This is a genomic window from Leifsonia sp. McL0618, assembly GCF_049994905.1.
GTDB lineage: Bacteria > Actinomycetota > Actinomycetes > Actinomycetales > Microbacteriaceae > Diaminobutyricibacter.
In genome coordinates, this window is sequence record NZ_CP188258.1 from 2807348 (window position 1) to 2822429 (window position 15082).

The following is a 15082-nucleotide window of genomic DNA, read 5'->3' on the forward strand; positions in this document are numbered from 1 at the left end:
AGATCGGTACGCTCATCGAGCCGGCTCGTAGGCATTCAGCGACAGCAGCGTGGGTTGCGACGACGCATCGGACACGGCGGCAGCGCCCACCGCAGAGGCGGTCGCCAGCGCACGGCGCGGAGGTACCCCGGAGGCCAGCGCAAGTGAGACGGCCGCGCAGTATGCGTCGCCGGCACCGACTGAATTCACTGGCTGGACGGGCACGGCCGCTACCGCGACGACGCGTTCGCCGCGCATCCACAGTTCCGACCCGCCACCTCCGTACGTCACGACCACGCGCTTGACGCGGTTCAAGCCCGCGACCGTCCGATGCTCATGTTCGTTGACGACGATCAGGTCGGCGCGTTCGATCAGAGCGGCCGGGAGGTCCCGAGCCGGCGAGGCGTTGAGAACCGCGAAAGCGCTAGTAGCTGCGAACGCGGCTTCGACAACGTCGAGCGGCGTCTCCAGCTGCGCGATCAGTAGATCGAACTCCGTGTCCTGGGGCGGCACCGCGAACTGGTTTGCACCGGAGCAGACCACGATCTGGTTCTCTCCGGCCGCATCAGTCGCGATGAGTGCGACGCCGGTCGGGGCGCTCACGCGTAGCACGAAGCCTGTGTCGACGCCGACGACTCGAAGCCTCGCGAGGGCGAAGTCGCCGTCTTCGTCGGCACCGACAGCACCGAACATTGTGACGTCCGCCCCGAGCTGCGCGGCTGCGTGGGCCTGGTTTGCTCCTTTGCCGCCCGGTTCGCGTCGGAATGCGCCACCGCCGATCGTCTCGCCAGGGGTGGGAAGCCGTCCGGCCGAGGCTACGAGATCGATGTTTATGCTCCCGAGAACGGCCGTCCTCATGCCGTTACCGGCCCCAGGATCGGTGCTTTGTCACCTGCGGCGACGATGGCGCGGACGATCTCATCGCCGACCGCGGTCGCGTCGGCGCTCTCAGCGATCCGCGCCCACCCGCGCGGATCAGGCTGGAAGACGCTGAGGCCGGCCTGTTCGCCGTCGGGTCGGATCTGCACGCGTCCCGGGCCGCTGAAGGCGAAGAGGTCGGGGCGTGTGAGCGTGAGAACAGTGACGGGGTCGTGAGGGACGTTCCATTGGGTGTCCCAGTACTCCCACCACTGCGCGATATCCGCCTGGAGCGCCCGACCCGCCGGCCCCGACTGCGCGATCTTCGCCAGGCTGTCCTCACGGATCTCGATCTGGCGCGTCACCTCCAGGCCGGTGACGACAGTGGGTATCCCTGCGTCGAAGACGATCTGCGCCGCCGCGGTGTCCGACCGGAAGTTGTGCTCTGGTTCCTCGGCGGCGAACGATCCTCCCATCACCCACAGACCGCGAACCGACGGAGCGAATCGAGGGTCCGCCTGTATGGCGGCGGCGATGTTCGTGAGCGGCCCGATGGCGACGATGTCGATCGCGCCCGGTTGCTCGAGAACGGTCCGCACCAGATAGTCGACGGCGCTGTCGGCGACGGGCTCGCTATCGAGGTCGCTGTGAAGCGAACCCTCGTGGCCGGCCCACCAGACTTCGCGTCCGGACAGCGGCGTCGCGATTCCGGGATGCGCGAGAAGATCGATTCCGGCGAGAGCTGCATAACGGCGGGCGATACGGGCCCGGAGGGTGGCGTCTCCATAGACGGTCGTGACGCCGGCGAGCGCGATCGATGGGGTGCCGAGGATCTGGATGAGCGCCAGCGCATCGTCGACATCCGATCCGATGTCCGTGTCGAGGATGACGTGGTGAAGAGGCATGGCTGTTCCTTGCAGTGTCATAGCGGTGTCGCGGCTATTTGATGCCGGTGGTGCTGACGGATTGGATGAAATAGCGCTGGCAGGCGACGATGATTGCCAGCGGGATGATGGTCAGAACGATGGATGCTGCGAACATCACGCCGTAGTCGACGTTGAACTGGCCCTGCAGGTTGGCGAGCGCGACGGGTCCCAGGATGTGGGTGTTGTCGGTGCCCATCAGCAATGGCCATACGTAGGCCTGCCACTGGAAGAGGAAGAGCATCAGCCCTGCACCGATCAGGGCTGGGCGTGACAGCGGCAGGTAGATCCGGCGGAAGATGCCCCACCAGCCCAGCCCGTCCAGGCGTCCCGCCTCGACCAGTTCCTGCGGGATGGCCAGGAAGAAGGTGCGGAGGAGGAAGATCGCCATTCCGTGGCCGATACCGGGCAGGATGAGGCCCGCGAACGTATTCTGCAGGTTCCAGTCCCGGAACAGATTGGCCAGCGGGATCGCAATCGCATCGAACGGAATGAGGAAGCTGAGGATCACAACGGAGAAGAGCACGCCGCGGCCACGGAACGGGATCGCGGCGAGCGCGAACGCCGCCATAGCGCAGATGACCAGCCCGATGACGACCGTGCTGATACTCACGAACAAGGAGTTCGCGATGGCGCGGCCGAGATCGCTGTCGATCAGCGTGATGTAGTTGTTCAGCGTCGGACTGGTTGTGAAGAAGGTCTGCCACTGCAGGGGGTTGAGGTAGCGGAAGGTGTCCGCTCCCGGCCGCAACGAGTTGATGAACGTCCACCAGAGCGGCAGCAGGAAGGCCAGGCCCACAACGGCGGCGACAACGCTCATGCCGACGTAGGCCAGCGTGCGACGGCCGCGGGGACGTCTGGTCCGTGACGAAATGGTCGTGGTCACGAGTCGTCACTCCTCAGGAGTCGGAATTGGAGGGCGACGACGATCACCGTGAGGAGCACCAGGATGATGACCTCGGCCTGGGCCTTGTTGACGTCGCCGAGTGTGTACGCGCGGTTGTAGATGTCGTACATGAGGAGGTTGGTCGCTCCTTGCGGTCCACCTTTGGTGAGGATCTGAACCGGGGCGAACACCAGGAAGTTGGAGACGGTGTCTGCAACGAGCACGAAGGCCAGGGGCCGGCGAAGCAAGGGGATGGTGATGCTCCACAGTTTCCGCCAGCTGGAAGCGCCGTCGAGCGAGGCGGCCTCGTAGTACGAGTCAGGGATGTCGTTGATGCCTGCGATCAGGAACAGCATCCAGTAGCCGACGCCGACCCAGGAGAGCAGCACGATAATGCACCAGAGCGCCTGTTGCGGGGAGGTGAGGAAGGGCTGCGGCGGGATGCCCACCAACGACAGGAATGAGTTGGCGAGCCCGTCCGGGCGGTAGATGACGCTCCAGATGACGGCCGACACAGCCGGCGGCACAGCGATGGGGAGGATCACCAGTGACCGCCAGATACGGGAGCCGGCCGAACGCTTGGTGAAGAGCACTGCGAGCAGGAGTGCGACGAACACCTGGATCGGGTTGACCAGAACGGTGAACAGCAATGTCACACCGAGCGAACCGAGGAAGCCCTGGTTGGTGAAGAGTTCGATGTAGTTTCCCAGGCCGACGAACACACTCGAACTTTCGAGAAGGCTCTTGTGGAAGAACGATTCCCAGAGCGCACTGCCTGCTGGAATCAGGCGGAGGACGGCCAGACTCAGCAGAGCGGGCGAGAGGAAGAGCAGCGCGACCATGCTTGGCCGCTCTCGCAGCGGCCGGCGTCGCCTCGGGCTCACCGCCCCGGAACCCGCAGCGCGGGTCCCGGGGCGAGTGGTTGTTGTTGTCATTTCAACTGGCTCCATGCGTCATTCAGCTGCTGCGTCGCCTGGGCGAGCCGCGCCTTCACGTCGGCACCGTTTCGGATGTCCGCGAACGCTTTGTCCATCACCGATTCGAACTGTACGTAGCCGACCGAAACCGGACGCGCCAGGGCGGTGTGCTCGACCTCATAAGAAACCAGCTTTTCTACGCCCGCGCTGTGCGCGCCGCCGAGCGCCTCGAGCGTCGGCAGATACTGCTTCTCGGCGACCGAGTTCGACGGAATGATCGTCGTGTTCTTGGTCGTCAGCAGGTTGCCCTCAGTGTTCAGAGCCGCGTACTCAAGGAACTTCTTTGCCATATCTTTGTTCTTCGATGCCGGGTTGATGCCCCACGACCAGGATCCGGTCGGGGTGACCTGCTGGCCGCCGGCGAAGTACGGCATGGGAGCCACGCCCCAGTTGAACTTCGCGCTCTGGCTGAACGCTCCGACGTCCCACGGTCCGCCGACAAAGAACGCGACCTGGCCGTTTGAGAACACCGGGGAGGTCTGGAATCCGCCGACTCCCCGCGGAGAAAGGTGGCTCGAGAACATGTCGGAGTACCACTGCATCGCCTTCTGCCATCCGGCGGTTTCGACAGCCGGGGTCAGCATCTTCTTACCAGTGATGCCGGAACCGCCACCCAGCGACTCCATCAGCGGCTGCAGCTGGTAGTACGCCTCGACCTGTTCGAGCAGAAGACCGTTCTTGATGCCGGCAGCCTGCGCCTTGCGTGCGGCGGCTTCGGTCTGCTCCCACGTCCAGCGGTCCGCCGGATCGGCCGAAGGTGCCGCGACGCCGGCCTTGGCGAGGGCGTCCTTGTTGTAGAACATCAGCTGCGTCGAGTTCCAGACCGACAGCGCCCACATCTTGCCCTTGTACAGATTGATCTTGTACTGGGTATCGGCGGTGGCGGCTTTGGCCTTGCCCTCCAGACTCGTCAGGTCTTCGAGGAAGCCCTGCGCGGCGAGCTGTGGGATGTTCGGCTGGTCGACCGTGTAAACGTCGATCGTGGAGTCCTTGGCCGCGAGTCGCTGCTGCAGCGTACTGCTCAGCTGATCGAACGGGACCTGCGTGTACTTCACGGTGGCCCCGGGATTCGCCGCCTCAAAGCCGGCGATGACCGGAGCAAAGGTCTTGGGATCTTCAGGGCCGAGCAGCTGAACCGGTGACGAAGTCGACGAGGTCGACGAGGAAGATGGCGTGGCTGCCGAGCAGCCCGTCATCATGGTCGCTACCGCGGCGATTGCGGCGACGGCAGCGAGGGTTGAACGCTTCATCGGGTTTTCCATTTCTCGTGCATCTAAGCGGATAGAGCTAACCGGTTAGATGCACAATACAGCGACCCTCGCGTCGTCGCAACATCAACGCTAGTATTTGTCTAATCGATTAGAGGAGACTCTGTGGCAACTGGAAGAGACGTGGCCGAACGGGCGGGCACTTCTACCGCTGTAGTCAGCTATGTGTTCAACAATGGACCCAGGAACGTGTCGCCTGCAACGAGGGAGCGCGTCCTTCAAGCGGCCGCCGAACTCAACTACAGCCCGAACGCTCTGGCCCGGGCACTTAGCGCCGGAAAGACCCTCTCCATCGGCCTCATCGTCCCCGACATCGCCAACCCCTTCTTCGGTGAACTCGCACGCGCCATCGAAGACGCCGCCACCGAACGAGGACAGCTGCTCATCATCGCCGACTCCGCCGGGAGCGAGCAGCAGGAGCTCCAACACCTGACCTCTTTCATCGAACGGCGCGTCGACGGAATCGTGCTCGTGTCCGTCTCCGACGATCCCCATCTCGGGACTGTTTCGGAAGCCGCCATCCCGATCGTTGCCCTCCATCCGCTGGATCTCGACCAGCCCGCCTCATCACTCACGATCGACTACGACCATGCCGCCGAGGAAGCAACACGGCACCTCATCGGGCACGGCTACACCTCGATCGGTATCCTCAACGGCCCCAGCGACTCGGCAGGCTCTCGCCAGCATGCCGCCGGTTTCACCCGCGCGATCCTCCGCTCCCCCGGAATTGCAGCATCCAACCGCCGCTCCGATACATCGCGCGCCGACGCAGCGCGCGTGGCAATGGAATGGCTCACCGAACCAGACCGGCCTCGAGCGGTCTATGTCGCGACGGACGAACAGGCATTCGGTGTCCTCTACGCCGCAGCAGAGCTCGGTCTGCAGGTTCCTGCTGATGTGGCCGTCGTCGGCTTCGACGGCACAGCGCACTCGCTTTACGCCATCCCGCCACTATCGACTGTGCGCCAACCGATTCCGGAACTCGCGGTGCGTGCGATCCACCTATTGAACGACCCAGAGCACCCACACGTCCACGAGATCCTTGCTCACCGCTTCATTCCCCGGCGCTCCTGCGGATGCTAGGAGTCGTTCCGCACGGGTGCTGAAGAAGTAACCTCAGACTCGGCGGAACCAGCGACCGCCGACACGCTCGGTCAGACGCCATGGGCCCGTCTGTGCGAGCTCCCGGAGGCGCGCGACCGCGTGCTCCGCGACCGGGATCGCGTCGTCGACCCCGTCCGCGGTGAAACGCACGGTCACCCGGGCCTCACGGGCCACCACGTCAACGCTGGACGCCTCGACGACCGTCCGCTCGGCCACTGCGTCGGCGACGGCGGGCAGGACAGCATCTGCGCGGATGCCCGGTCGGAGAAGACCGACAGCCACGATGACACGGAACGATGGCACCTTTCGAGACTACTTGGGAGGACCACGATAGGCGGATCGGGCGAGGAAGAGTATGGGGCCCACAGCCTCCAGCCGCCTCAACAGTGCCGCCGACGGACAACCGAGATCATGCTGTCGGTGGGAGGATGAAATCGTGCGTCCAGAACCTGGCAGGCGCCTTGAACCAGGCGGATGCTCGAACCCACGCATCACAGTGAGGAGAAAAACTCATGAGTGCAACAGCTACCGATGCCTTCCATCGGCCACGGGTCACCCCTGTAGGAACAGTAGCTCGCGGCGTTGCCGCAGGTCTGGTTGGCACCATGGCCATGGACCTCTGGTTGTATGGCCAATACCGGCGGGAACACGGAAGCGAACCGTTCCGTGAATGGGAGTTCTCTGCCGACGTCACCGACTGGGACAAAGCTCCCGCACCGGCCCAGGTCGGGCGACGCATCGTCGAAGGACTCTTCGAAGTCAAGCTCCCCGACGCGCGCGCTGCGCTCACCAACAACGTCATGCACTGGGGATATTCAGTCTCGGCAGCTGTGGGCTACACGATGATCGCCGCTTCGCTACGGAGACCTCGAACCGGCTACGGGCTGATCTTCGGCGCAGGCATGTGGGGCCTCAGCTACGCCATCCTGACGCCGATGCACCTGTACAAACGCATCACTGAGTACGACGCGAAGACGCTTGGAAAGGATCTGGTCGCGCACCTCGTGTATGGAATGGGCACGGCGGCTGCCGTCTCGTTGCTGCTGTCTCGGCGTCAGTAGCCACGTTTCTGTGCTTGACGAGGCCGCGCGACTGGGGTTCGCGATTGAAACTACGCTGACAGCTCCCCGCGTGCTGTGGCGAGCTCAAGGAAGTGGCGCGCGGCCGCGGACCGGTTGCCCCGATGGCGCGCGATGGAGATGGATCGATGAATCGGTGTCGGCGGCAACGCAAGATCGATACTCTCATGGCGCCCGGCCATCGCGACCGTGCGCGGCAGAACTGCGACGGCTCGGCCCGAGAGTGTCATCTGTATCATCAGGCCGCAGTCCGGCACTTCGATACGGGCTGACGGTTCGGCGGCGAGCATCGTGAAGAGCTGGGTGCCGGGCTGCCTCGGGAACCGTGCCTCCGGCAGGTGGAGCATCGTGAGTCCCAGGAGCATCGCCTGGGTCACCGTACGCAGCTCGGTGTCCTGGTCGGCACCGGTCGAGCCTGCGGGCATCAGGGCGAGGAATTCTTCTTGCCCGACCGCGGTGACACTCAGCGCGGGGGAAGTGACTGGCTGGTCGACGATTGCGAGATCGTGGGTTCCAGCTTCGACCATCGCTGTAGCAGCGGCGCTGGTCTCGGCCGACACCACCTGAATCTCGATTTCGGGGAGACGCTGGTGGAACTCGCCGAGCAGGCTCCCGAGCGTGCCGCCGGTGAGGTTCGGCGTGCCGACGATGCTCAATGATCCTCGGTCGCCGTCGTGCACCTGTCCGATGGCCCAGCGGATGGATTCCGTCGCTCGAAGTGCACGCCGTGCCGGCTCGATCAGTGCCTTCCCGGCGTCCGTCAGGGAAGCACCACGGGGCCCGCGAACGAACAGCCGCGCATTCAGCTCGCGTTCGAGAAGGGCGACCCGTCTGGTGAGGGCTGGTTGGGAGATGAAGAGCTTCTCCGCTGCGCTCGAAAACGATCCGTGCTCATAAACTGCGATGACTGCTTCCAGCCCACGCAAATCCATCAGAAAGTCCTTCGATCGGAATTCAGTGTTGGGGGTAGTCCGAGCATAGACACGATGTCGCTCGGTCGGGGCAAAAGGTGCAGACCCGTCACATGTCGGACGGGTCTGCACCTCGCGAACGGTTAGTGCACCGATTGGGCCGCGTCGATGATCAGCTTTGTGACCTGCAAGGGCTTGGCGAGCATCGACAGGTGCGGGGCATCCCCTTCTACTACCACGCCGTGCGCCCGTGCGGCCATGATCCGCTGCTCGGCTGCGGGGATGACCTGGTCGGCGGTGCCGATGAAGAACCAGCTAGGAATGGTCTTCCACGCCGGCTCGCCAGAGAACGGGGTCCCCAGAGCGCCGAGAGTCACCGGGCTCTGACCGGCTGCGAGAACGTCAGTCTCAACGTTCGGAAGGCTTGCGGCGAATATCGACTTGAATTTGTCGGTCTTGATGTAGGCGTCCCAGTCGGGCTGGGTCGCATCCGGTGCCGGGAGAACGAAGTCGAAGACGGTGCTCGGGTCCGGCACGTTGAGCAGAGATCCGGGCAGCGCGCCCGACAGTCCGGCTGCGCTCTCCCCTGCGTCGGGCGCGTAGGCGTCGACATAGACGAGAGCCTTGACATTGGTGTTGCCGGTGGCCGCTCCAGTGATAACCACTCCGCCGTACGAGTGCGCGACCAGGACCACGGGCCCAGAGGTCTTCTGTGCGAGAAAGTCCTTGAGGACCTTGGTGTCGTTCACGATGCCGCGCAGTGGGTTTGGCGCCAGAAGGACTTTGTACCCGGCGAGTTGAAGCGCGGCGGTCTCGGGCGCGAAGCTCGAGCTGTCTGCCCACGCGCCGTGGACCAACACGATCGTCGGCTTGGATGCTGTCGTGTTGCCGCTGCTCGGCGTAACGGCTTCCGAGCTCTGCGGATGGATAGTGAGGGCGGCGACAGCGACCGCGGCCGCTGCCGCTGCCGTAACAGCGAGCATAGATTTCGTAAGACGTTTGCGTGAAATGGGTGTGTTCATGTCTTCGAGTATTTGCGGTGGGAGTCCGAAAAGCTCATGCCGAATACGTATGGCCGGCCGTCCAAAAGCTGATTGGAAAAAGTGGGCCGTTGGAGCGATACTCTGCCGGTGTCTGGCCGTCTCAGCAGACCCGCACGAGGTCTGCGCCTGCAAGGGTCCCACCGGGGAACTGTTGGAGTCGGGACCCTTCTGCAAGCCCTCCGAGGTCGATCGTCGCGAACCGCAACTGTTCGAGGAAGGCACGAAAGGCGTCCTTTGACGGCAGATCGTCGCCGCACACGAAAAGCACACGACGCATTCGGGGCGCCTGTTCGGGATCGAGAGCGAGGACCGGTGCGATGAGAGTGTTCAGGGCTTTGACCACTTTGGCGCCCTGGGCGAGCTCGGAGACGAGTTCGCTCGTGGACATCACCCCCGGCAGAAGCGCCGGCGCCGAAAGGTGGTTGGTCGCATCGACCAGTGTGCGCCCCTCCCAGTCGGGAAGTCCGGAAAGGGCCGCCGCGGTCCGTTCGCCCGGGACCGCGAGCACCACGGTATCCTCGACCGCAGCCTGGTAACGGGTTCCCGCGGAGGCTGCAGGGCCGAGGGTGTGCAGCACGTCGCTCAGGTTGTCTGGGCCACGACTGTTGCTCAGGACGACCTCGTGGCCCGACGCGATAGCCCTGGTCGCAAAAGCCTGGGCGAGCTGCCCGGCACCGATAACCCCGATCCTCATCCAGCCCCCCATCATCGTTCGGTCGACAACCGACCACCATGTTCCGAGTCAATTCCCACCGTCGGGCAGACTCCAATGCCAATGTTGGATTCGCTCATGCGACAAACGCATACCGACCTGTCCTGGTGCCTCGCGCCATCTGCCCACCTTGTGTATGGAATGGGCACGGCAGCTGCCGTCTCGCTGCTCTTGTCTCGGCGTCAGTAGGACCCTTTGAAAAGGTGGGATCCGACCAGTGGTCGGACCCCACCCTTCTCCCCTTGACGGGGCTGCGCCCATCGGCACGCCCCAGCGGGATGGGGTGCTCGCATCAGTAACAAGGCACCAGGTCGGCCACGCCTTCGTTCAGCACGCCTGTGCCGCCGACCAGTTGCACGTTCGTCGCACCCAGGCCGAGGATGTCGTCCAGCGTTGCGGGGGGTACGCAACCGGTAGGGACCTCGAACAGTGCCGAGCCCGTCGAACCGGCCCACGGGCCGGCGGACAATGCATCCGGATAATTGAGCCCCGTGGTGAGGAACACCGTCGACGCGTAAGGTTCGGCCGGGTTGGATCCGTCCGTGTTGAAGAAGGCTTCGTCAAGCGCTCGGGCGGTCGCATACCGATCTCCTCCGCTCACCCGCACGAGGTCCGGGGTGACGTTCGAAAGATCAGCGAAGACCTTGAGCGAAACTGCTCCTGTGCCTCCGGCCACGACGATCGAGGTCACTCCCAGCGCCTCGAGCGCTGCATCAGCGTATCCGGAACCGTATTGCGACTGTCCGTCGACGAGGAGGATCGGGACGCCCTGCGCCGCGGCGACCGCACCGGCCGACAGCGCATCCGGGTACGTGGCTCCGGTGGCGACGAAAGCTGTGCTCGCTCCGGCTGAGAAAGCTTTCGTGTCGATGATCCGGCTGGTTTCATAACGGTCCCATCCGGCCCAGCGCTCCACCGGCGCCAGATGACGAAGGGCGAGGAAGACCGGACCAGAAACAGCGCCCGTTCCACCCACCACGATGATCCGCTTCGGCTTGAGGTGACCGATCTCAGCGGCGACGACTTGCGGCAGCTGATTCGGGTCGGTGAGAAGGATCGGCCCCCCGAGGTGCGCGGCCGCTGGGCCGGCCGACAACGCGTCGGCGAAGGATGCTCCCGAAGCGATGAACACGATCGGTGCGCCGCTCGGGAAGGCCTGCTCGGCGACGGCCACGCCGGTGGAATAGCGATCCGACCCCGACACCCGAGCGGTCACGGGTGGGGTGAGCGTGGCATCCACCCGCACGAGTCCGGTTCCACCCACCGTCACCCGTGAAGTCGTGTGGAAAGCAGAGAGCGGAAGCGACGAGCCGTTCACGGTCGACGTGGGCGGAGCAGCGATATCGACGTCATACGCCGCGGCCGGAATATCAGAGATCACATAGTTGCCGGACGAGTCCGACGTTCCCGAGATCTGCTGGACCACGTTCCCGGTCGCATTCCTCTCCGTCACTGTCGCTTTCGCGCCCACGACCGGTTGGCCGTGATCGTCCGCAACGTGCCCACCGATCTGATTCGGATAGGCGAAGGCGAAGTCGAGGAACGGCACAACAGCCCCGGCTTTCGCTATCGGCTGTGCCCCAGCGGGCATCCTGCTGCCACCCCAGTAGGCGTCGTGATAGGCAGGGTCCGACCCGGTGTAGTGAAAGAGGAGGGTGTACCAGTTGCCTTGCGTCACGACGAAGGGGATGCTGAAGTTTCCGGATGCATCGGTCGCCACGGCCGGGGGCGCGGTCGGGTCCGGACCCGAATAAAGGAGGCCGCCGTACGGATTGCTCCGGACGAGCGTCACGAGCACTTCGCCCGCGTGCGCAGGTCGCGGATTGGCGTTCGACTCGTCATTGAACGACACGTTTCCGCTGATCGTGACCGATTCCGTCATCGTGACCGAGACAGGATGGGGAGTCTGACCGTTGTAGAGGCTGGCGTTGCCCGTCGTCGGCAGGTACGTCGGATCCGCCGTGTCGGTGAATGTCAGCTGGTATTCGCCGAGGTGCATGAACGGTATCGCGAAGTCGCCGGCCGCGTCGGTCGTCACCCCCGACTCCACGGGAGCGCCCCATGTCGCACCGGTCGCGCTGTATGTGTACGAGATGTCGATGTCCCCTGCTCCCGCAGACTTCGCTGTCGACCCGAGGTAGACGTGCCCGCTCAGGGTCTGCTGCGGAAACAGCGCAACATTGTTCGTCACGTCGGCGCCCGCCATGAAGTCGACACCGACCGAACGATCCTCGTACCCCTGGCCGATGAAATGGAAGTCGAGGCGATATGAGCCGGCGGCCAGGCCGGGAAGGGAGTAGCTTCCATCTGCCGCGGTCGGAACGGGATTCGACTCCGGACCGAGCGTGTAGCCGACCCATGCAGCTCGGCTGTAAGAGACGGTGACCTGGCCGGCGCCTGCCGGAGCGCCGCCCGTCCCCAGGGTGACGACACCGGTGATGGCAGCGTTGGCCGGAAGCGTCATGTCGACGCCCGAGGACGAAGCGCTGACGAAGTCAGCCGCGGTGGTAGAGATCTTGTTCTGCCACAACTCGCTGCTGAATGCCCCGGAGCCGTTGTACTGGAAGAAGAGCGGCCCCTGGCTGCCGGCGGGAACGCCGGTGATCGTGTAATTGCCGGACGCATCGGTCGTCGCCTGGATCGACCACGGCATGTCGACCCACTGCGTGCTGTATTCGACAGTGACCTCGCCGGCTCCAGCGGCAACCCCGGACGTGCCCAGTGAGACATGCCCCGAGATCGTCGTGGTGGGAGCCGTGTCTGCCGACGCCGGCGCAGGCTGGATGGCCGTGAGCATCGTAGTGACAGCCAGTGCACCGGCAACTATCAGTGCGCGCAATCGACGCGAACGTGAGGTGTAACGTTCCACCTTGAACTCCAGACACTCCGAGAGCATCCTGAAGCTCCATGCAGAATCTACACGGCGACGGGCGTGCCAGTTTCACAAGGGACGGCAACAGATTCAGACGGCAACGTCTCGTGCTTTGGCGGATCCGCTACAACCACATCGGGTTGGGGGAAGGGTTGTGTCCCGACCAGTGGTCGGGACACAACCCTCTGCGCTTGACGGGGCTGCTCCCATCGGCAGACCCTGACGCAGTATCGCCTCAGGCAGCTACTCGGCAACTCCGCCCAGTTGAACCATACTGTCGCTGATGGCTGATCTGTTCTCGAATTGGTATGGTGAGTGGCATGAAGACGCCCACCATCACCACTCGGGTCTCGCGGGAGCTCGGCACCGCCATCAACCACGGGATCTACCAGCCGGGCACGCGCCTGCCTGGTGAGCGCCTGCTTGCCGAGAGCATGCACGTGAGTCGCAGCACCATCCGCATGGCGCTCGAAGACCTGGAGCGCCAGGGTCGCGTCGCACGCTCGCCGCAGCGCGGGTGGTTCGTGCCGAGCCCGACCGTCGGAGAGCCTCCGAGCACGTTGCAGAGTTTCACCGAGATGGCCCGCCAGCGGGGCCACCACCCCACAGCCCAGGTACTGGAGGCGACGGTCAGGTCGGCGACATTCGATGAGGCCGGCAGCCTGGGCATCGCCCCCGGCGCCGAGATCCTCGAACTCGTGCGGCTGCGTGGCATGAACGCGACGCCGATCTGTGTCGATCGCAACCTCATCCCACTTTCTCTGAGTCAGCCCTTGCTCGATCGCGATCTCAACGATGTCTCGTTGTACGAGAGCCTGCAGACGTTCTGCTCGGTGAGCATCTATCGAAGCGCCTACAGTGTGCAGGCTGACGCAGCCACAGCTGAAATGGCGGGATTGCTGCATATTCCCCAGGGCAGTCCGGTGCTCGTCGGCACCGAGATCGCGTACGACCGGGCAGGCGCGGCCGTGCTGCTGGGACTGAACACTTACCGGGGTGACGCGTACCGTTTTCACGCCGACCTGTACCGCGCGGAGTAGGCGCCGCGCGGCATCGTGACAGAAAGAGGCCTCCGACCCAGCGAGCGGGTCGGAGGCCTCTTTCGTCTCCTCGGCTCAGAGCAGCGGAGGGAGGATGTCCTTCTGCAGCTCGAGGAATTCATCGAGCATGGCGACAGCGCGGTTATGCGAGTCGACCACCGGGTCGAGCAGGATCGCCTGCAGCAGCTTCGCCTTCGACTGTTCGGCGTATGCCTGGACCAGCAGCTTGTGGATGCTGCCCTGCAGCCGCACCATGGCAAGGATGCCCTCCGGGAACTCCTCCATCGCGACAGGAACCAGCTCGCCGTTCTCGACTTTCGCCGGCACCTCGACGACCATGTCGTCGGGCAGGCCCGGGATGGCGCCGCGGTTCGGCAGGTTCACGGCCGGGAGGTCGCGCTCGACGCCGCACGCCACCCACTCGATGATCGGGATCGCGAGTTCCTCCGACGAGACGATGGGACGATCTTCGAGGGTGGCCCCGAGCGTCTTCTGCGCGTGCTTCGCCGGCTGGTAGGGGCGCTCCGTGTCTGCGAACCGGATCTCGTAGTACCACTCAGGCGTCGCGGCACCGTCGCGCCAGGGCGAACCGTCGGCAGGGTCGTGGAAGTACTGGAGCTGCGCGGGGACGTAGTCGTCGGCCCACGAGATGTACTCGCCGATATGGTTGGCACTCGGCGAGGGCCACAGGCCGAAGCGACGGAAGAGGATGCGCGAGAGACCGACCTCGTGCCAGTCCGAGACCCAGTTGGCGTCGTGCTCGAGCTCGCGCAGGCGCGGGTAGAGGTCTTCGCCCGTCTTGCGGTCCCTGATGCGCTGGAACCAGGTGAAGTGGTTGATTCCGCCTGCCGCGAGGTCGAGCTCGTCGAGCGGAGTGTCGAGGAGGGCGGCGATCTGGCGGGCGCCCTGGAAGTAGCCGTGGCACAGTCCGACGACCTTCACGTTGGTCAACCGCGTGATTGCCTCGCACACCTTGTGCTCCGGGTTCGAGAAGTTGAGGAACAGCGCGTCCGGTGCGAGCCGCTCGATCGCGCGAGCGATCTCGAGAAGGGGGCCGAACTGGCGCAGAGCGTGGAAGAGGCCGCCGGGGCCGCCGTTCTCGCCGTAGACCTGACGGAAGCCGTACTTGCGCGGCACAGTGAAGTCCTGGGACCAGTAGTGGTACCGGTTCATCTCGATCGCGGTGACGACGAAGTCCGCACCGGTCACTGCCTCATCGAGGTCGGTGGTCGTCGAGACCGTGGCCGCGTGGTCGAGCTGCCCCATGACGTGGCGCGCGTAGCTCTCCATCTCGACGAGAGGGGCGGCGGAGACATCCATGAGCACGAGGTCGAGACCCTTCTGGGCGATCGGCTTGCTCAACAGGAGGTCGCGAATGATGGTGCCTGCGAACTCGCGGCTGCCTGCGCCAATCAGTGTTACTTTCATGT

The 15082-nt window shown here is 64.5% G+C and carries 14 protein-coding genes; 3 read left to right on the forward strand and 11 right to left on the reverse strand.

The window, feature by feature from the left end:
* Window positions 1-12 precede the first annotated feature (12 nt).
* The 5 genes from ACPPVQ_RS13535 to ACPPVQ_RS13555 form a co-directional block, all read right to left on the reverse strand.
* Entirely contained in the window at window positions 13-837 is an 825-nt protein-coding gene (locus ACPPVQ_RS13535; RefSeq protein WP_426515625.1) for a PfkB family carbohydrate kinase, read from the reverse strand.
* Window positions 834-1742, reverse strand: coding sequence for a nucleoside hydrolase (locus ACPPVQ_RS13540; RefSeq protein ID WP_426515626.1), 909 nt, complete (start codon window positions 1740-1742; stop codon window positions 834-836). The genes ACPPVQ_RS13535 and ACPPVQ_RS13540 overlap by 4 nt, the downstream gene beginning before the upstream one ends.
* Before the next feature lie 34 nt (window positions 1743-1776).
* On the reverse strand, window positions 1777-2646 hold the full coding sequence (locus tag ACPPVQ_RS13545; RefSeq protein ID WP_426515627.1) for a carbohydrate ABC transporter permease: 870 nt from the start codon (window positions 2644-2646) through the stop codon (window positions 1777-1779).
* Window positions 2643-3488, reverse strand: coding sequence for a carbohydrate ABC transporter permease (locus tag ACPPVQ_RS13550; protein WP_426515628.1), 846 nt, complete (start codon window positions 3486-3488; stop codon window positions 2643-2645). The genes ACPPVQ_RS13545 and ACPPVQ_RS13550 overlap by 4 nt, the downstream gene beginning before the upstream one ends.
* Before the next feature lie 89 nt (window positions 3489-3577).
* On the reverse strand, window positions 3578-4873 hold the full coding sequence (locus ACPPVQ_RS13555; RefSeq protein WP_426515629.1) for an ABC transporter substrate-binding protein: 1296 nt from the start codon (window positions 4871-4873) through the stop codon (window positions 3578-3580).
* Window positions 4874-4996: 123 nt separating this feature from the next.
* Here ACPPVQ_RS13555 and ACPPVQ_RS13560 point away from each other — a divergent pair, with 123 nt between their 5' ends.
* Window positions 4997-5974: a LacI family DNA-binding transcriptional regulator gene (locus tag ACPPVQ_RS13560; protein WP_426515630.1), complete on the forward strand. Its 978-nt coding sequence runs from the start codon at window positions 4997-4999 to the stop codon at window positions 5972-5974.
* Window positions 5975-6007: 33 nt separating this feature from the next.
* Here ACPPVQ_RS13560 and ACPPVQ_RS13565 read toward each other — a convergent pair whose 3' ends face one another.
* Window positions 6008-6298, reverse strand: a complete 291-nt coding sequence (locus tag ACPPVQ_RS13565; RefSeq protein WP_426515631.1) for a hypothetical protein — start codon at window positions 6296-6298, stop codon at window positions 6008-6010.
* A gap of 302 nt (window positions 6299-6600) precedes the next feature.
* On the opposite strand from ACPPVQ_RS13565, the gene ACPPVQ_RS13570 reads away from it, so the two are divergent.
* A complete protein-coding gene (locus ACPPVQ_RS13570; protein WP_426515632.1) occupies window positions 6601-7056 on the forward strand; it encodes a hypothetical protein in 456 nt (151 codons plus the stop codon).
* A 50-nt stretch (window positions 7057-7106) separates the two neighbouring features.
* On the opposite strand, the gene ACPPVQ_RS13575 is transcribed toward ACPPVQ_RS13570, so the two are convergent.
* From ACPPVQ_RS13575 to ACPPVQ_RS13590, 4 genes are all read right to left on the reverse strand, one after another.
* Window positions 7107-8006 carry a LysR family transcriptional regulator gene (locus ACPPVQ_RS13575; protein WP_426515633.1) on the reverse strand — a complete coding sequence of 300 codons (900 nt, stop codon included), beginning with the start codon at window positions 8004-8006 and terminating at the stop codon, window positions 7107-7109.
* A 122-nt stretch (window positions 8007-8128) separates the two neighbouring features.
* Complete coding sequence (locus ACPPVQ_RS13580; protein WP_426515634.1) at window positions 8129-8968, reverse strand: alpha/beta fold hydrolase; 840 nt, start codon at window positions 8966-8968, stop codon at window positions 8129-8131.
* A gap of 160 nt (window positions 8969-9128) precedes the next feature.
* Window positions 9129-9722, reverse strand: coding sequence for an NADPH-dependent F420 reductase (locus ACPPVQ_RS13585; protein ID WP_426515635.1), 594 nt, complete (start codon window positions 9720-9722; stop codon window positions 9129-9131).
* Between the two features lie 310 nt (window positions 9723-10032).
* Window positions 10033-12609, reverse strand: coding sequence for a cell wall-binding repeat-containing protein (locus ACPPVQ_RS13590; protein ID WP_426515636.1), 2577 nt, complete (start codon window positions 12607-12609; stop codon window positions 10033-10035).
* A 323-nt stretch (window positions 12610-12932) separates the two neighbouring features.
* On the opposite strand from ACPPVQ_RS13590, the gene ACPPVQ_RS13595 reads away from it, so the two are divergent.
* Window positions 12933-13652: a GntR family transcriptional regulator gene (locus ACPPVQ_RS13595; RefSeq protein WP_426515637.1), complete on the forward strand. Its 720-nt coding sequence runs from the start codon at window positions 12933-12935 to the stop codon at window positions 13650-13652.
* Between the two features lie 75 nt (window positions 13653-13727).
* Here ACPPVQ_RS13595 and ACPPVQ_RS13600 read toward each other — a convergent pair whose 3' ends face one another.
* Window positions 13728-15080, reverse strand: a complete 1353-nt coding sequence (locus ACPPVQ_RS13600; RefSeq protein ID WP_426515638.1) for a hypothetical protein — start codon at window positions 15078-15080, stop codon at window positions 13728-13730.
* Window positions 15081-15082 lie beyond the last annotated feature (2 nt).